Source organism: Nonomuraea sp. NPDC026600 (assembly GCF_040638335.1).
Lineage (GTDB): Bacteria > Actinomycetota > Actinomycetes > Streptosporangiales > Streptosporangiaceae > Nonomuraea.
Genome location: NZ_JBEZYD010000059.1, coordinates 1 through 17,156, shown reverse-complemented (window position 1 = coordinate 17,156; position 17,156 = coordinate 1). Strand labels below are relative to the sequence as shown.

13 protein-coding genes are annotated in these 17,156 nt (G+C 67.6%); 1 reads left to right on the top strand and 12 read right to left on the bottom strand.

What is annotated here, in order from left to right:
* Positions 1-125: 125 nt before the first annotated feature.
* The 12 genes from AB0F17_RS61600 to AB0F17_RS61545 form a co-directional block, all read right to left on the bottom strand.
* Positions 126-3,044, bottom strand: a complete 2,919-nt coding sequence (locus AB0F17_RS61600; RefSeq protein ID WP_358045341.1) for a glycoside hydrolase family 3 C-terminal domain-containing protein — start codon at positions 3,042-3,044, stop codon at positions 126-128.
* Positions 3,045-3,052: 8 nt separating this feature from the next.
* Positions 3,053-3,865, bottom strand: a complete 813-nt coding sequence (locus tag AB0F17_RS61595; protein WP_358045338.1) for a carbohydrate ABC transporter permease — start codon at positions 3,863-3,865, stop codon at positions 3,053-3,055.
* Positions 3,862-4,728, bottom strand: a complete 867-nt coding sequence (locus tag AB0F17_RS61590; RefSeq protein ID WP_358045335.1) for a sugar ABC transporter permease — start codon at positions 4,726-4,728, stop codon at positions 3,862-3,864. Before AB0F17_RS61590 ends, AB0F17_RS61595 begins: the two co-directional genes overlap by 4 nt.
* Before the next feature lie 19 nt (positions 4,729-4,747).
* Positions 4,748-6,055: an extracellular solute-binding protein gene (locus tag AB0F17_RS61585; RefSeq protein ID WP_358045332.1), complete on the bottom strand. Its 1,308-nt coding sequence runs from the start codon at positions 6,053-6,055 to the stop codon at positions 4,748-4,750.
* Entirely contained in the window at positions 6,052-8,349 is a 2,298-nt protein-coding gene (locus AB0F17_RS61580; protein ID WP_358045329.1) for a TIM-barrel domain-containing protein, read from the bottom strand. Before AB0F17_RS61580 ends, AB0F17_RS61585 begins: the two co-directional genes overlap by 4 nt.
* 188 nt (positions 8,350-8,537) lie before the next feature.
* Positions 8,538-8,681, bottom strand: a complete 144-nt coding sequence (locus tag AB0F17_RS61575; RefSeq protein ID WP_358045326.1) for a DUF6192 family protein — start codon at positions 8,679-8,681, stop codon at positions 8,538-8,540.
* Between the two features lie 38 nt (positions 8,682-8,719).
* On the bottom strand, positions 8,720-9,541 hold the full coding sequence (locus AB0F17_RS61570) for a helix-turn-helix transcriptional regulator (RefSeq protein ID WP_358045323.1): 822 nt from the start codon (positions 9,539-9,541) through the stop codon (positions 8,720-8,722).
* Positions 9,542-10,262: 721 nt separating this feature from the next.
* The gene (locus AB0F17_RS61565; RefSeq protein ID WP_358045320.1) at positions 10,263-11,075 is read right to left on the bottom strand and encodes an SAM-dependent methyltransferase; all 813 of its coding nucleotides are present in this window, start codon (positions 11,073-11,075) and stop codon (positions 10,263-10,265) included.
* Positions 11,076-11,438: 363 nt separating this feature from the next.
* Positions 11,439-12,341 carry a hypothetical protein gene (locus AB0F17_RS61560; protein ID WP_358045317.1) on the bottom strand — a complete coding sequence of 301 codons (903 nt, stop codon included), beginning with the start codon at positions 12,339-12,341 and terminating at the stop codon, positions 11,439-11,441.
* Between the two features lie 1,324 nt (positions 12,342-13,665).
* The gene (locus AB0F17_RS61555; protein ID WP_358045314.1) at positions 13,666-14,334 is read right to left on the bottom strand and encodes a 3'-5' exonuclease; all 669 of its coding nucleotides are present in this window, start codon (positions 14,332-14,334) and stop codon (positions 13,666-13,668) included.
* 20 nt (positions 14,335-14,354) lie between these two features.
* Complete coding sequence (locus AB0F17_RS61550; RefSeq protein ID WP_358045311.1) at positions 14,355-15,371, bottom strand: hypothetical protein; 1,017 nt, start codon at positions 15,369-15,371, stop codon at positions 14,355-14,357.
* A gap of 117 nt (positions 15,372-15,488) precedes the next feature.
* Positions 15,489-16,238, bottom strand: a complete 750-nt coding sequence (locus tag AB0F17_RS61545; protein ID WP_358045308.1) for an MBL fold metallo-hydrolase — start codon at positions 16,236-16,238, stop codon at positions 15,489-15,491.
* 73 nt (positions 16,239-16,311) lie between these two features.
* On the opposite strand from AB0F17_RS61545, the gene AB0F17_RS61540 reads away from it, so the two are divergent.
* Positions 16,312-16,929 (top strand): TetR/AcrR family transcriptional regulator, encoded by a 618-nt coding sequence (locus tag AB0F17_RS61540; RefSeq protein WP_358045305.1) that lies wholly within the window; start codon positions 16,312-16,314, stop codon positions 16,927-16,929.
* The last annotated feature ends 227 nt before the right edge of the window (positions 16,930-17,156 follow it).

Here is a 17,156-nt window from a genome sequence, read left to right as displayed (position 1 = left end):
ATGCACGACCGGGTACAGGACCCTGCCGTCGCCGTTCCAGCGCGCATGGTGTAGAGGCCCCGAAACCTCACTCAGAGGCTCACACAGCCTCCGAGTGAGGTCAATAGTTTGGTTATTAACCAAACTTACTTCGAGAGAGCCAGATCCTTGATCCGCAGGTCGCCCTTGAAGACCACGTAGAGGTCCCGGACCCCACTGGCTCCGGACAGCCCTGCCGACACCGTGCCGTACTGGTAGATGCCGCCCGTGGCCGGGACCGCGACGGTGGCCAGGAGCGCGCCCGCCGGGGAGCCCGAGCGGACCTCGAAGGAGCCGCCCGCCACCGAGGACACGCCCGCGGTGATGCCGGTGAGCCCGCCGCGGAGATCGGTGTCGGCGAACTTCAGCCAGTCGCCCGCGGACGCCCCGACCGCTTCACCGCTCACCTTCGACGTGTCGACCAGGTCCACGCCGGAGTAGTCGTCGAAGTCGATCGCCCGGGTGCTCCTGGTCAGGTCGCGGGGCGGGATCCGCTCGCCGCTCACCTGGAGCGTCGTGCGCTGCCTGATGGCCGACGAGGAGCTACCGACCAGGACGTCGTGGGTGGCGCTCTCCACGGCCCACTTGCCGCGGGTGACGTCCCACAGGGCCAGATCGGCCTTCTTCACGGTCAGCTTCACCGTACGGCTCTCGCCGGGCCGCAGCGAGACGCGGGTGAAGCCGCGCAACTGCTTGACCGGCTGGGTCACGCGCGAGCTCTGCTGGTGGGTGTAGAGCTGGACGACCTCGTCACCGGCCCGCGACCCGGTGTTGGTGACCTTGACGGTGACGTCGTAGGAGTCGCCGCGCGGAGTCACCTTCAGGCCCTGGTAGCCGAAGGTGGTGTAGCTGAGGCCGTGGCCGAAGGCGTAGAGCGGGTCGCCCCGGTGATAGAGGTAGGTCATCCCGGTCTTGGTGAGGTCGTAGTCCAGGATGTCCGGCAGGTCGTCGGACCGGTACCAGGTCTGGGTCAGCCGGCCGCCCGGGTCGCGGTCGCCGAAGAGCACGTCGGCGAGCGCGTGCCCGGTCTCGGCGCCCGCGTGGGTGGTCCACAGCAGGGACGGGGTGTCCACGTTCATCGTGGTGGGGTAGCTGTCCTCCAGGACGACCACGGTGTTGGGGTTGGCCGCCCGCACGGCCTTGATCAGCTCCTGCTGGCCCTGGCCGAGCGCGAGGCTGGACCGGTCGTGGTTCTCCCGGCCGTAGACGAACGGGTTGCTGCCGACCACGACCACCGCCGCGTCGGCGCCCTTGGCCGCCGCCGCCGCGGTCTCGGCGCCGCTCTGGACGACCTGCCTGGCGAAGTGCGCCGCGGCGGCCTTCGTCCCGGTGCCGAGCGTGCCGTCCGCGCCGACGGTCACGTAGTGCTCGGGGAAGGGCCACCAGCCCTCGTTGACCTCGTAGCCGACGTACTGGATCAGGTACGTGCCGTCCGCCTGGCGCTCCATCCGGAACTGCTGCTGGACGAACCAGCCGCCCGGGACGTCGGAGTTGGTGACGTACGGCCCGAAGTTGCCGGTCAGCAGCTTGCTGTTGCCCACGTTGCGCAGGGTCGAGACGTCACCGGTCCAGTCGGTCTGGTCCCAGGTCGAGGCGCCGCCGGGGGCGGTGTCCGACACGACGACGTTCTGGCCCGTGGTGCCGGTCGCGGTCACGTACTTGCCGCTGGCCAGGTCCTTGAGCGCGATCCGGTCCAGCGCGTCGGCTCCGGTCACCGCCGCCTTCGCGCCGAGCCGCTCCTTGATGCCGTCGAGCGGGGTGACCTGGTACGGCATGGTGCCGCCGTACCAGTCGCTGAACAGGGTGTTCTGCAGCGGCCCGAGCACCGCGACCTTCTTCAGGCCGGGTGAGAGCGGCAACGTCCTGCCGGAGTTCTTGAGCAGGACCATCGCCTTGCCCGCGGTCTCCCTGTTGAGCCGCTGGTTCGCCGCCGAGTTGATCACGTCCTTGGTGATCTTCGCGTACGGCCCGCCGTCCGGGTCGAGCTGGCCGAGCCGGATCCTGATCGACAGCGTGTGCCGTACGGCCTGGTCGATGTCGGCCACGGTGATCAGCCCTTGGGAGAGGGCGGCGGTCAGGTTCGCGGTCATGGGCGCGGGGTCGTCGCCGTTGACCGTGAAGCTGTCGAGCCCGGCCTTGAGCGTCGCGGCGACGGCCTCGGGCTTGGTGTCGTAGTAGTGCTCGTACTCCTGGAGCGCGTCGGGCGCCCAGGCGTCGCTCACGTTGTAGAGGTCCTTGTCCGTCCACGAGCGCACGACCTCGTCGAGGTCGGGGTTGACCGTGTTCGGGCGCCCGTTGACCAGGTTGTAGGAGGCCATCACGCCGGTGGCGGCGTCGGCGGAGATGGCCGGCTTGAAGGCGGCCTCGTCGTACTCGTGCTTGACCCTGGGCCGCAGGTTGGAGGAGGTGAGGCCGCGCAGGTACTCGTTGTTGTTGGCCAGGTAGTGCTTGAGCACCGGCGCGGTCTTGAGGTAGACGGGGTCGTCGCCGGACAGCCCCTTGCCGTAGGCGGTGGAGATGGCGCCGGTCAGCAGCGGGTCCTCCGAGTAGCCCTCCTCGTTGCGCCCCCAGCGCGGGTCGCGCAGCAGGTTGACCACCGGCGCCCACACCTGGGTGCCCCACAGGACCGGGTCGATCGCGTTGTAGCCGCGCACCTCGTCGCCCACGGCCGAACCGACCCGCTTGATCAGCTCCGGATCCCAGGTGCTGGCCAGGCCGACGGCCTGGGGGAAGACCGTGCCGCTGGCGAGCTTCTGGTTCCAGTTGTCGTTGTGGTCGTTGGACCAGGCGACGCCGTGCAGCGCCTCGGTCCCGGCCTTGAAGTACGGGATGCCGAGCCTGGGGATCGCCCGCTGCGACTGGTGCAGCAGCGAGATCTTCTCGTCGAGGGTGAGCCGGCCCAGCAGGTCGCCGACACGCTGGTCGAGCGGCAGGGCCGGGTTCTGGTAGGGCAAGATCTCCGCGGCGTGGACGGGCGCCGCGCCCATGGTGACCGCCAATAAGACGGCCGCTAGGACTCGCTTCATCGAAGCTCCTACTTGATGGCGCCGACCGTGATGCCCCGGGTCAGCGTCCGCTGGAAGATGAGGAAGAACGCGACGGCCGGGACGATGCCGAGCAGCGCCGAGGCGCTGGACATGGTGGCGTCCATGTACTTCTCGCCCTGCAGCACGCCAAGGGCGACGGGGACCGTCTGGGTGTCGTTGGAGACCAGGAAGATGAGCGGAAGGAAGAACTCGTTCCAGGTCCAGATGAAGAAGAAGATCACCAGGACCGACAGCGTGGGCCTGCTGATCGGCACCACGATCCGCCACAGCGCCAGGAACCGCCCCGCGCCGTCCATCCGCGCCGCCTCGAGGATCTCCCGGGGGAACTGGCCGAGGACGGCGCTGAGCAGGTAGGTGCCGAAGGCGGCCTGGATGACGGTGAACACGATGATCACCGCCAGCTTGGAGTCGTACAGACCCACTGCCTTGGCCAGGTAGTAGAGCGGGTAGGCCAGGGCCTCCTGCGGCAGCGTGTTGGCCACCAGGAACAGCACCAGGATCCAGAGCCGGCCCCGGACCCGGCCGATGCCGAGGGCGTAGGCGTTGAGCACCGACAGCACCACGGCGAGCACCGCGACGGAGCCACTGATCACGAGGCTGTTCAGCAGCTTCTCGCCGAAGTCGACCCGGATCCAGAACGCGATGATCCCGTCGAGGTCCAGGCCCTGCGGCGGGCTCAGCGGGCTGCCCGCCGAATACTCGGCGGGCGTCTTGAAGGCGTTGAAGGTGACGATGACGAACGGGAACAGCATGACGACGGCGAGCATCGTCATCGCGGCCAGGATCGGGTAGCGTCTCACGACTCTCGCTCCTGGACCCGCAGGAAGGCGAAGGTCACCACGACGATGATCAGCGCCAGGATGGTGGCGATGGCCGAGCCGTACCCGACGTTGGACTTCTGGAAGAAGTTCAGATACGAGAAGTACGAGGGCACCATCGTGGCGTTGGCCGGCCCGCCCCTGGTCAGCACGAAGATCGGCCCGAACACCTTGAGCGCGGCGATCGTGCAGGTCAGCAGCACGACGAAGATCTCAGGACGGATCTGCGGGATCGTGATGTGCCAGAACCTGCGCCACCACGATGCCCCGTCGATCTCCGCCGCCTCGTGCAGCGCGGGATCGGCCCGCTGCAACCCGGCCATGAAGATGACGACCGGGTAGCCGAGCTGGAACCACACCATCACCGCCATCACGGTGGCCAGCGCGAAGTCCGGATCGCCGAGCCAGTTGACCTTCAGCCCGAAGATCTGGTTCACCGCGCCGTAGGTCGGGTGGAGCATCCAGCCCCACACCACCCCGGCCACCGCGACGGGCAGCACCTGCGGCAGGTAGTAGGCCGCCCGCAGGGCCGAGGCCGTGCGGGGGCCGAACCTCTTGCCGATGTAGTCGAACAACGCGGCGGCCAGCACCAGGCCGAGCACCGTGGGGATGATCGCCATGGCGACGATCAGCGCCACGTTGTTGGCGAACGACGTCCAGAATCGCTCGTCCCGGAACAGCCGGGTGTAGTTGTCCACACCGATCCAGGTGGGTGTGCCCACCCCCGACCAGCGGGTGAAGCTCGTCGCGACGTTCATCACGAACGGCACGACGATGACCGCGGTGAACAGCACCGCGCTGGGGATCAGGTACGGCCAGTAGCCGCGTGCCGCTCCAGTTGCCAAGGTTCTGGTTGCCGAGGTTCTAGTTGCCAAGGTCGGCGAGGTTCTCGGTGTACGGCTGGGCGATCTCGTCGAGCACCTTGGCCGGAGGCTTGCTGCCGTTGATGAGGTTCTGGACGCCGGCCACGAGGACGTCGTAGTAGCCGGGGGCGGGCCAGTCGGGGTAGAAGGCCAGCTGGTCCTGCGAGGTCAGCTTGTTGAAGTTGTCGATGAGCTCCTTGCTCTTGGGGTCGGTGATGGCGGCGGGGTCGGCCGCGACCGGGACGCCGCCGGAGTTGCCGAGCAGGTTCTGGATCTCCTTGCTCATCGTGATGTCGATGAAGTCGTAGGCCAGGTCCTTCTGCTTGGACTTCTCGGGGACGACCCAGATGTTGCCGCCGGAGCCGGGGGCGAGCTGGTTGCCGGGCCACAGGAACGAGCCCCACTGGAACTTCTTGATCTCCGTCTGGAACCGGCCGTACCACCAGCTTCCGGACACCATGATCGGGAACTTGCCGCCGATGAACGCGGTGGCCATGTCCTCGGCCTTGATCCCGGCCGAGTCCTTGGCGATGTAGCCCTTCTTCACCCAGTCGGCCATGGTGTCGGCGGCGTAGGTGAACTCGGGACCGTGGAAGTCGACCTTGCCCTTGTAGAGCTCGTAGGAGTCGACCCAGGCCCGGTTGGCCTTGCTCAGCGCGAGCAGGTAGAAGATCTGCTGGGCCGGGTACTCGGCGCCGGCGGTGGAGATCGGCGTGACGCCGGCCTTGGCGAACTTGTCGAGCGCGGCGGTGAACTCCTCGAACGTCGTCGGCACCGTGACGCCGTTCTTCTCGAACAGCTCCTTGTTGTAGTAGACCATCACGTACTCGCCGTAGTTCGGCACGCCGAACCACTTGCCCGTGCCCATGATGCCCCGGTCGTCATATTTGGCGGTGGTCTGCAGGCTGGCGGAGAGCAGCTTGTCCCAGCCGCGCTTGGTCGCCTGCTCCGACAGATCCGTCAGCAGGCCCTGCTTCGACAGCAGTCCGGCGGTGGCGTTGCCCTTGTTGTACTCCATGATGTCGGGCGCCTCGTCGGAGTTGAGCACCATGCTGGCCGTCTTCTGGATCTGCTCGAAGCCCTTCTCCTCGAACTTCACCGTCACGCCCGGGTGGGTCGACTCGAACTTCTTGATCGCCGCCGCCCAGGCCTTGCCCATCGCGCCTTCGGCGCTCTCGTAGTGCCACAGCTTGAGCACGCGCGGCTGGCCGCTCGCGGCGGGCTGCTGCTTGTCCGAGCCGGAGCCGCAGGCCGTCAGGGTCAAGGCCGCGACGGCGAGCGCCGCCGCGGCACTTCTCAGCTTGATCATGGTGTCTCCTGGGAGGTGATGACCGCGCGAACCGGAGCGCCCGCCACGGGGGCGAACTCGACCCCGGCGATCCGCTTCGGCCCGGTGACGGTGACGTGCAGGGTGTCGCCGTCACGGGTGGCGTCGACGACGGTCTCGCCGTCGAGATCGTGGACGGTGGTACGACTGTCGCCGCCCCCGAAGGCGACAAGGGTGATCTCCGAGGGGACGTCCACGGTGTCCCCCGGCGCGGTGACGGGGATCAGCGCGCCGTACCGGACGAACAGCGGGATCCGGTCCAGCGGCGCGGAGACGGCGCGGTAGCGCCCGCCCTCCAGCAGCTCCCCGGTCCAGTAGTCGACCCACCGGCCCTCGGGCAGGTACACCTGCCGCGTGCCGTCGGGCGAGGTCATGGGCGCGACCAGCAGGTCGCGGCCGAGCAGATACTCCAGGTCGGCCTGCCAGGCGACGGGGTCGCCCGGATGGTCGACGCACAGCGCCCGCATCATCGGCGAGCCGGTCCGCGCGGCCTCCACAGCCGCCGAGTAGAGGTACGGCATGAGCCGGTACCGCAGCCGCAGCGCGGCCACCGCCTCGGCCTCCACCTCGGGGAACTCCCACGGCTCCCGGCTGGTGGTGCCGTGCAGCCGCAGCAGCGGGGAGAGCGCGCCGAACTGGGTCCAGCGGACGTAGAGGTCGTCGGCCGGGCGGCCGGTGAAGCCGCCCGCGTCGTGGCTCCAGAACGGCACGCCCGACAGGCCGTGGGCCAGGCCACCGCGCAGCGTGCTGCCCATCGCCGGGTAACTGGTGAAGGTGTCGCCGCCCCACTGGGCCGAGTGCCGCTGCCCGCCCAGGAACGACGAGCGGGCCCAGACCAGGCCGTGCCCGTTGATCTCGCGGGTCACCTCGGCGACGGCGTCGTTGAACAGCAGCGTGTAGACGTTGTGCAGGTCGGTGCCGGTCATGCCGTTGAAGGCCGTCGCGTCGTGCGGCACGCCCTCGGCGAAGTCGGTCTTGAACGCCTGGACGCCCTGCTGGAGCAGGGGGCGGAGCAGGTTCTTGAACCATGCGACGGCGGCCGGGTTGGTGAAGTCGACGATGCCGCAGGCCGGGTAGGAGCCGTGCCAGCAGTCGGCGACGTACGCCTCTCCGTCCGGATTTTTCAGGAAATATCCGGCTTCGGCGGCGGGGGCGAAGGCCGGGCTCAGGTGGGAGATGTAGGGGTTCATCCAGAGGCAGACCTTGAAGCCCATCCCGTCGAGCTCTTCGAGCATCCCGGTCGGGTCCGGAAAGCGGGCCTCGTCCCAGTGCAGGTCGGACCAGTGGTCGTCGGTCTGCCAGTAGGTGTCCAGGTGCAGCACGTCGCACGGGATACCGCGCTCGCGGATCTTCCGCGCCCGCGCCATGACCCGCTCCTGGCTGTCCACGAAGAAGCCTGAGGAGATCCAGGTGCCGAACGCCCACTTCGGCGGCAGCGCCGGGCGGCAGGTCAGCCGGTCGTAGCGGTCGAGGATCTCCGGCGGCGTCGGCCCGGCGAGCACGTAGTAGTCGATCAGGTCGTCGGGAACGACGATCTGCACGACGCTGTGCGTGGACTGGCAGACGTCGAACTCCGTCGGCGCCCCGCTGTCGACGACGATGCCGTATCCCCTGCTCGACTGGTAGAAGGGCACGTTCTTGTAGGCGCGCTGAGACTCGGCGCCGAAGGCGTCGAAGTTCCACATGACGGGCCGCTGGCCGCGCTTGTCCAGCGGGGTGAACGACTCCCCGAACCCGGCGAACGCCTCGTCGGCCGGCGCGGCGAAGCTCTCGTGGTAGGCCACGGTGACGCCGTCGGCGTGGGAGCGCCCGAACGGCAGCGTGCGCATCCGCCCGCTGATGTCGGTGTGCCCCCGGTCCTGCTCCACCAGCGTGGCGCCGGCCGCGTCGGTGAACCGCAGCCGCCACGGGTCCAGGGTGATCTCCGCGCGCAACGAGCCCGCGTCGATGGTCAGCCCGCCGGACCGGGTCTCCACCCGGGCTTGCGCGTACGTGCCCGGGGTCACCAGGGAGATCGCCCGGGCCGAGCGGGTGCGGGCGTCCACGTCCTGCCCGAGCCGGACCCTGATCACCCCCTCGCCCGCCACCCGCACCTGCACGACCAGGCTCTCCTCCGCCGAGGTCACGCCCTTCAGCGTCACTCCCGAGTCGTCCACCGCCACCGGCTCGGCGGCGGTCAACGCGGACAGGCCCTGTTCGCCACGCGTACGGACCGGCAGCTCCGGTGGGTCGGCGACGAAGTACTCGTGCGCGACCAAAGGCGGGCGGTAGGGCATGAAAGCTCCTTCAACTGACCGGCACAGGCTCGCGAGTTAGTTTTCCGTCCCAACGAACAAACGTCAACGGTGCGTGGTTAGTTTAGATGCCAGCCAAACAAAGAGGACCTCGTGCGGAGCGGCAAGTGTTCTTGGCAGTGGCTCGCGACAGGTTCCTGGCAGGCCAACGGCGGCGACGCCGAAACGCTTCAGGCCGTTCTGGGATGGCCGACCAAGCAGACCCGGGCCACGTTCCTGGCCACGGCAGCACGCTCGTCGGCGGTGAACTGGTGACCGCGCAGGCCCGGGACGACCCGGCCGCCGATCGTGCCGAACGCCGGCCCGAGCACCAACCTCGGCCCACCGAGCCATCGGTGGCCGGAGCCGCGATCTACAACGTGCTGATGATCTGTCGGAGAGTCGTCCGGGACTCAGCCGCGGACTGCGCGTGGACACCGAGCTGGTTCAGCAAATGCCGGTACGGGCGAACGTCGGATTCCTTGCTCAGATAGTGCGCGCTTGCGAGTTGTTCAAGATAGACCACATCATCCAGTTCTGCCTGGGCGAACCGAAGAAGGGTGACGGGGCCGACACCTCCGACGCGGCTGCCAGAGCTGAAGGGAAGAACCTGGATGGTGACATGACGCAACACGGCCATCTCCAGGAGATGTTCGAGTTGGGCGCGCATCGTCGCGCTGCCGCCGACCTGACGGCGCAGCGCCGCCTCATCCATCACCACCCAAAGCTTGCGCGACGTGGGTGCCGTCAGGATCTGCTGGCGGCGCATCCGCACCGCGACCCGGCGCTCGATCTGCTCGGCAGAGGCGTTCTCGTGGCCGTCCGCGATAACCGCGCGGGCGTAGTCCTCGGTCTGCAGCAGGCCGGGGATGAACTGGACCTCGTAGGTGCGAATGATGGCCGCGTCCTGCTCCAGCCCAAGATAGGCGTCGAACCAGTCGGGGAGTACATCTCGGTAATCCTGCCACCAGCCGGGCGCGTTGGCCTGCTTGGCCATGATGAGCACGGTCTGGCGTTCGGCCTCGTCCACGCCGTACAGGGTGAGCAGGTCAGCCACATCACGCAGCTTGAAACTGGTCCGCCCGCACTCCAAGCGGCTGATCTTGGAATGTGAACTCCGGATGACATATCCGGCGGCTTCGCGAGTGATCTCCCGTGACTCGCGCAACTGGCGCAGGTGCGCGCCGACTAACATCCGTAACGCCGTCGGCCCGGACCGGGGCAAATCCCCGTCGGGGATTCGCGTCAAGTCAGCTACACCGCGAGCAGTTGGCATATATGCTCCCAAATCGTTAAATTGCCCCGGTCTGACCGTCGATAATCCTGCCACGGCAGCCGACTCAAACACCATATTCCACGTGATCTCCGGCTGCCTCTTCCTCTTCAAGCGCCGCGCCTGGCACTGGGCTTTGGAAACCTCCCATGTGCGGCCCAGCCGACTCGCCGCGAAGGACTCTGACCAGCGGAAATTCCCAGTAGCGGGAATTCCCGGCCGCATATGACGACGCGACTTCTGACCATTCTGCCCCAGGCTCCAGTTCACCAAGAAAACCACGCACGGTGACTAAACCGATACGGCACACTTTCGACGCAATACCCTTCACGCGCTACACCGAGAGAACCTGACCACAGTGATACCGATTTACCCGTCCACGGCGCAGCCTCGCCGGGCCCCAAGACCGAAGCAGATCTCCAGGCCGGCATACGCCGACGCGGACGAGTTCGGCCTGCGGCTGTTCGAGCGGTGCGGAACAGCCGCCCACGCCGACGCTATGGCGCGGTTGTGTGCGGGGGCAGGACTGTTGGTGCGGGGTGACGCAGTGCCTGGTGGGCGGGCCGCGGTGCGGGCGGCCCGGTCACATCTTGGTTGCCGGCCTCTTCTCCGGTCTCGGGGGACAGCGGAGCAGCCAATGGCTTCAGGGCTTTCGGCCGACTCCACAGAAGCCGGCCACTTCGGCGGGTTCACCCCAGGGGGTGGCCTCGACCCGCCACCGTGACATCGAGACCAGGCCGGGTTCTACCATCTGCAGGCCGTCGAAGAAGCGGCTGATGTCGGCGCGGGTGCGGGGGGTCATCGGGTCGGCTTTCTTGTTCCATTCCTGCTGGGCCTCGGCCTGGGCGGTCGTCTCGCCGTCGAAATCGAGGGTGGCGTGGGTGATCGCCAGGTAGCTGCCCGGGGGCACGGCGTCCAGCAGACGCATCACGCTCTGGTGCACCTGGGCGAAGTCCGGGACAAGATGCAGGATGCCCAGCAGCATGATCGCGACTGGCTCGTCGAAGTTCAGCGTCTGCGCGGCCCGTTCCAAGATTCTGTCCGGGTCGCGTAGGTCGGCGTCGATGTAGTCGCAGACCCCCTCGTCGGAGCCTTTCAGCAACGCCTCGGCGTGCAGCAGGACCAGCGGATCGTTGTCGACGTAGACGATGCGGCACTCTGGGGCGACCCGCTGGGCGACCTCGTGGGTGTTGTCCATCGTTGGCAGGCCGGTTCCGATGTCCAGGAACTGGCGGATGCCTTCGCCGGTGAGGAACCGTACGGCCCGGCCGAGGAAGGCTCGGTCGGTGCGGGCGATGTCGACGATCCCGGGGAAGGTCTTCTTGTACTGGTCGGCGGCCTCGCGGTCGACGGGATAGAAATCTTTGCCCCCGAGGAGATAATTCCACACCCGCGCTGAATGCGGCCTCGTAGTGTCGATCTTGGCTAAGAGCTCCTGGCCCGAGGTGTCGGTCATGGGGGATCTCCTGCGGTGTCTGGTCCTTATTGTCGCCCCTTAACGTAGTCGCACAAGGCGCTCCTGAACGTGACGGCGGCAGCGTGTCCCACGCTTTCGGCGATGGCGCCGTGCGTGACCCGGATGCGGCTATGTCGAACATTCTGTCGTCGAGTGATGAACCGCTGGTGATCCGTACGGACTTCTCCGCCCCGCAGGCGTGGGCGTCCATCCGCGCGACGCTCGAATCGATGACGAAGACGAATGGATTCTGGAGGACGACGAGGGCGAGTTCGTCGCACCGGCGCAATGCCTTGATGATCCGGCCTCGAGCCGGGGCTACATTCTCCTGACGCTCAACAGGTCACGCGCCGTACGCGCGGGTCAGAGTCTCCGGATGCAGGTGATCGCCGGGTAGGGGCCGGGGCCGAAAGGCAGCCCGTACGTGGTGGTCGAGCTCGTCACTGAGTAGTCGGCCGGCCGCTTGCACTCGAACTCGATGCTGACGTACCCGACGACCTTGCCCCACGCCTTCTTGGCCTTGCAGGACACCTTCTTCAGCCCGCCGACGATGGCGTTCTCGGTGCCGAAGACCGTCTTGCGCTTCTTGGTCTTGGGCGCGGTCAGGCAGGTCGCGAGCTCGTACTGAGGGCCGACCTTCTTGGCGTCCTCCCCCGGACCGACGCACACGTAGGAGCCTTGCCACTTGTAGGCGTAGGACCAGATCTTGCGCGTACACGCCTTCTTCGTCCTGGTGAAGGACCTGATCCTGCCCGGGCCGTGGCCGTCGAAGCAGGCCCGCTCTTCGACGCTGACGGCGGGATCGTCCTCGATGAGCGTGCAGTCGCCGACACGCAGGATCCCACCGCCCTTGCCGACGTCCCCCGGGTGCGGGGCGCGACGGTTGCGCAGGCAGGCCGTACGCGGCGGCTGCTGACCGGTCGGGGTGTCCAGCATCCCGTCGGTGTCCTTCGGGCACTCCGTCGACCCGTTGCCCTGGTAGACGAGCTTGGTGATCTGGACTCCGGCCGTCGCGAGGGAGCAGTCGGCCAATGCGGGGATCTGGCTGTCCGGCTTGGGCATTTGGATGTCGAGGCAGAGCCCGGCCGCCCAGGTGGTCGGCTGAGTCGGGGACGGTGGCGGATTCGGCGAGAGCGAGCCCACGGAGCTTGCGGCGTTCGTGGCGGAGGGCTTGGGCGTGTCCTTCGGCGGGGTGTCACCGTCGCAGGACGACATGGTCACGGTGACCGCCACCAGGGCCGCTACCGTCCATAACCTGCTGCTCACGTCCCGCCACCCCCGCCAGAGAGCCGTCGGAGAGATCTTCGTCCACGACCTGCCTCCTGACAAGACACCGCCGGGCCGGGGCGGCCACCTACCGGATCCTGCCCAACCTCACATAGGCGCGATCATCAAGACTCGCCGCACCAGGAACCACTCCCTTGGTCGCGGCATGAGCCAAGATCCGGAGCCGATCGGACCGGAGAGAGGTCCGAGGTTGCGGATCAGCCCACGCCAGCACAGTTCGGCAAGCGCGGCGCCGACTGTGCGCCTCCACGTACGCCTGTGCATCACGGTGCGACCATCCCCGCGCGTGCGAGGCCGGCCGCATTCGACACAACACGCTCTGGCCGAAGCTGGGACCATCCCCGCGCGTGCGGGGCCGACTCGCCCCACACCTTCAGGACGGACTGGTGACCCGGAGCATCCCCGCGCGGGAATGGTCCTCGCGCTTGGACGACGTTCTCGACGCCGAAGCCGTCGGCCCCGCGCTCGCGGGGATGGTCCGCAGGCCCGGTGGACCAGTGGTGGCAGGCCTCGGTCGGCGCCGCGCTCGCCGGGATGATCCCGGCCTATGGATCTGAAGGCCCTGTGGCAGAAGGTCGGCCCCGCGCTCGCGGGGATGGTCCCTGCTTTGACCCGTCAGAGAGCTCGACTGCCCAATCAGCCCCCGCGCATGCGGGGATGGTCCCATCTTCACCCGGGTCGTCCGGTACGGCATCCCGTTGGCCCCGCGCTCGCGGGGATGGTCCCCTGGACTTGGTCCGCAGTACCGCGACTTTGCCCCTTGGCCGAGCATGCCCGGCGGCTGGGCGGATCGGTCGGTGATGCGGGCCAGCAGCACATCGCGCGGCAGGGCCACCAGACTGAGGCGGTGGGTCCAGTACGCTTAGGGCAGCTCAAGCCCTGGAGCAGCGACGAACTCCTCAGGTGCCACGTCACCCACGGCGTAGGTGGCTGTCCACTCGGCCAGAGCCTGGAGTTGCCGCCGATCGAACCGCCGCAGACCACATGCTTCGCCGGGTGAGGCGGTTGGCTCGCCCCCCATTCAGCGATGAAGTCGTGCCAATCGTGGCCCGAGCTTGAGAGCCTGGGGCCGACGTCGGCACCAGTTCGGGACCCACTCTCGATTGCGACGATGAGGCTGACCCCGGTGAGTCCCCTCTCCTGTTGGGTCTCGACGCGGGCGGCCGTCGGGTCGCCGTGGTCGTCCAATTGACCGGCGGCGAAGGCCCACCCGGGCAGCGGCTTGCCTCAATCGAGCAACCAGTACATGTCCCCAGCTCAGGGACGACCACGCCGACGCAGGCATGATCGCACAGCGGTGCCATCAGGCGCCCGCACGGGTATCTGGCTGCAGGTCGAGGGTGAGCTGATCGTCGTTCTCTCGTTCGGGCTGTCGGGGCAGCCTGGCGACGCGCGTGAGCGTCGCCAGGCTGGTGTCTGCTTTGTACGGGAGCTGACCGACCAACTCGGCCAGAAGCAGCGCGGCTCCTACCGCGTCCCACAGCGCTCGGTGAGGCTGCCCGTCCGGGACCAACGCCTTCACCTCGTCTTCGAGCTCGTGTTGGGCGAGCAGGGCGGTCAGGTTCCACCGCTTGATGTCCGGCTGCAGATGGCGGACGAGGCGGGCAGTGTCGACCAGGCCGGCGGGCTCGATGTCGGGCAAGCGCATGTGGATGAGCCGCCAGTCCACGCCGATGTTGTGGCCGACCAGGATGCGGCCATGCAGCTTCTCGGCGATGCTGCCGCGTAGCGCGTCGAGACTTGGGGCGTTGGTAAGGGCTGCGCCGGAAAGGCCCGGCGAAATCCAGGGGCGGGGCCGGATCCAGCGGCCGGGGTTGATGATGCTGTGCCAGGCCGCGCCCATGTCGGGGCGGCCCCCAGCCAGCGGGACGACCGCGATCTCCAGGATCGCCTCGTTCTGGCGGTCCTGCGAGCCTGTGCCTTCGAGGTCGAGTGCGACGAGCTCGGCGGCCGTCCACGTCTGGTCTTGCATTCGGTGCTCCAGATGTCGGGTCAGTCGTCTTCGTGGCGGGCGGCGGACGCAAGCCGTTCGCGAGCGCCGTCGAGCAGCGATTGGTCCTCGGTGCTCAGCTCGTAGCCTTCCAGGGCGCGGCCGTGGGCGGCATGGACGTGCGGGTGCTCGACCTCCCAGAACTGGAAACCGAACAGGTGCTGGAGGGCGTAGCGGCGCTGCTCGCCGAGCTTGGCGGTCAGGACGTGCCCGTCCTCGATCAGGAACGGCGTGTTCGGGTCGAATCCGAACGAGTCGAGTGCGATGCGGATCTCCTCTGTGGTCGGCGACGTGAGCGCGGCAGCGCAGCGGGCCACCTGCTTGGGCGGGCAGATGTCGCACAGTTCGGGCACGCCGAGGTGCCCGTTGTAGTCGGGGAGTTGCCAGCCGTACGTGACACCGCACGAGGTCTTGCGGAACAGTGGGACCGAGATACCTGAGTCGCGCCACGCCCGGATAACGCGGGCATCCATCTCCTGAGGGAGGATCTTGCGGCGTTGCCAGTTCTCGCCGTACGGTACTGGCACTCCCAGGCTCTCGAGGTGGGCCGCGTTCTCCTCTTTGTGGTAGTAGCCGGTGAACACGATCGCGTCCACCCGGGCATCGGCCGCGACGCCCAGCACATGCGCCATGGTGTCGGGATCGTCATTCCAGCCCGGGACGATCGGTCTCCAGTAAAGGATCACCTTCGTACGCAGCTTGTGGCGAGCCGCAGTGATGATGGAATCCACGGTGGTGGTGGACTTGGCGATCGGCTCCACCCGGTCGTCGCGGATGCCGGAGTAGGTGAACAGCAGCGTCGGCCGTATGTGTTTCAAGCTCTCCAGGCGCGCCATGTCCGCCTCGGTGACGTGGAAGCGGGTGATGACGAGCACCAGGTTGGTCAGGCCGCGCCGGTCGAGGTCCTCCAGGACAGCGAAGGTGTGCGGTTTCACTCCCGGCAGCATCGGGTCGGTCGCCTTGTTGGACAGCTGAATAGGCGTGGTGTCGGCCACGAACTCGGGGTGATCAACGAGCATCGGGACTGTACGGTTTTCTGCGACAGAGCCGTTTACTGGACAGGCCCGGACTCCTCCGGCGAAGGTTGCCGCCAGGTCGATGATGACCGCGTTCACGGTGGTTCTCGATAAGCCGGGTCACAGGGACAGGGGCTCGCCGGTGGACAGGATGCGGACATCAGTGTCCGGGGCGAGGTCGGCGGTGGCGTCGCGGTAGAGGTCAGGGCGGTTGCGGTCGAGCTTGAGGAGCAGGCGGTCACGTACCGGGCCGGCGGTGTAGGCGTAATGGATCGGCACGGCCAACCGGGGATGCAGGGCCCTGGTGAGGTCGGCGGCCTCCTCGGCATCCATGACCACCTTGTGGTTGAACATCGGCCGGATGCTCAAGCCGTTGATGGGCAGCAGCGCCAAGTCGATCTCGGAGAAGCGGGCGGCGATTTCGTCCAGTTCCGGAACACGCAGGGTGTCGGCACCGAAGAACACCGACCTGCCGTCGGCCTGAAGCATGAAGGTGGACTCAGGCACCGAATGGCGGGCCGGTGTCGCGGTGACGCGGACCGGGCCGAGCTCGATGCTCTCCCAGTCGGCCAGCTCCGTGACAGTGGTGAACCCCGCGGCGTGCAGCTTGCCGGCCACACCCCGGGTGGTGGCGACGGGCACGGACTTGTTCGGGTAGTCGGCCAGCGCGTCCACGTCGCAGTGGTCGTAGTGGCCATGACTGATCACGATCCCGGCCAGCTCCGGCAGGTCCGCGGCGGACCGTACCGAACGGGGCTCGCCTTGGTGATAACCACGCCGCTCGGAGAACCAGGGATCGGTCAGGATCGTGGCGCCATCGAAATCGATCAACGTGCTGGCGTGAACGATGCGCTGCACGGTGGTGCCCATGGTAGACCCTCCTTAGTAGACACCCGTCTGTTTATATCTGTAAGTAGACAGGCGTCTGGTAATATCGTCAACTATGAGCGCTCCGTCCGATGAGGGCCGGTCGCGGCCACGCGCACGCAATCTCCGGGGCGAAGGCGAACGCCTCCGCGGGGATCTGATCGCTGCCGTCGGCCGGCTGCTGGAGGAGGGGTCCGGCGAGGACGACGGCCCGTCTCTGCGCGCCGTGGCCCGGGCCGCTGGCGTCACGCCACAAAGTGTCTACCTGCACTTCGCCGACAAGCGGGAGCTGGTGGGCGCGCTGTTCGAGGAGCGGTTCACCGAGCTGGCCGAGGAACTGACGGCGGCCGTACGATCCGCGGGAGATGAGCCCAGGGCTCGTCTGCGCGCGCTCTGCATGGCGTACTGCTCGTTCGCCGAACGCAGCCCCGGCCTCTACCGGGTGCTGTTCAGCAACCCCACGCTGCCACGCCAGGAACCAGGAAGGCAGCGCGGCATGCCCGCCCTCATCGTGCTCGACGAGGCCATCCGCGCATGTATGGGTGAGGCGCCGAGACAGGGTCCGTCATCGACCACCCTTTGCGTCTGGGCGAGCATGCACGGGCTGGTGCTCCTGCGCCGCGATCGCCCCAACGTCTCCTGGCCGGATCTCGAGGGCCTGGTGGACGAAGTGCTCTCCGCCCATGTCGGCTAGCGTCAGCACGAGAGCCACCGAACTGGGACACCGGGAGAAACCGTGGGAACGGGCGGTTGGGACACCTTCCACGCCCTCGACCTGCTGACCGACCTCGCCGACGACTTCGCCCGCTGGTACCCAGGACTCAATGGCCAACCAGTCGAACTCGCGGCCTGACTTCCCACGGCTTCTCCCGGTCTCCCCAGTCACCCGATTGTGACCAGCGGCCCCTGATCCGGACTACG

Bases quoted from the DNA above. Each gene is read 5' to 3' on its own strand.
- AB0F17_RS61600 (WP_358045341.1), bottom strand. From the start codon at position 3,044: ATGAAGCGAGTCCTAGCGGCCGTCTTATTGGCGGTCACCATGGGCGCG.
- AB0F17_RS61585 (WP_358045332.1), bottom strand. From the start codon at position 6,055: ATGATCAAGCTGAGAAGTGCCGCGGCGGCGCTCGCCGTCGCGGCCTTG.
- AB0F17_RS61580 (WP_358045329.1), bottom strand. From the start codon at position 8,349: ATGCCCTACCGCCCGCCTTTGGTCGCGCACGAGTACTTCGTCGCCGAC.
- AB0F17_RS61570 (WP_358045323.1), bottom strand. From the start codon at position 9,541: ATGTTAGTCGGCGCGCACCTGCGCCAGTTGCGCGAGTCACGGGAGATC.
- AB0F17_RS61565 (WP_358045320.1), bottom strand. From the start codon at position 11,075: ATGACCGACACCTCGGGCCAGGAGCTCTTAGCCAAGATCGACACTACG.
- AB0F17_RS61555 (WP_358045314.1), bottom strand. From the start codon at position 14,334: ATGCAAGACCAGACGTGGACGGCCGCCGAGCTCGTCGCACTCGACCTC.
- AB0F17_RS61550 (WP_358045311.1), bottom strand. From the start codon at position 15,371: ATGCTCGTTGATCACCCCGAGTTCGTGGCCGACACCACGCCTATTCAG.
- AB0F17_RS61545 (WP_358045308.1), bottom strand. From the start codon at position 16,238: ATGGGCACCACCGTGCAGCGCATCGTTCACGCCAGCACGTTGATCGAT.
- AB0F17_RS61540 (WP_358045305.1), top strand. From the start codon at position 16,312: ATGAGCGCTCCGTCCGATGAGGGCCGGTCGCGGCCACGCGCACGCAAT.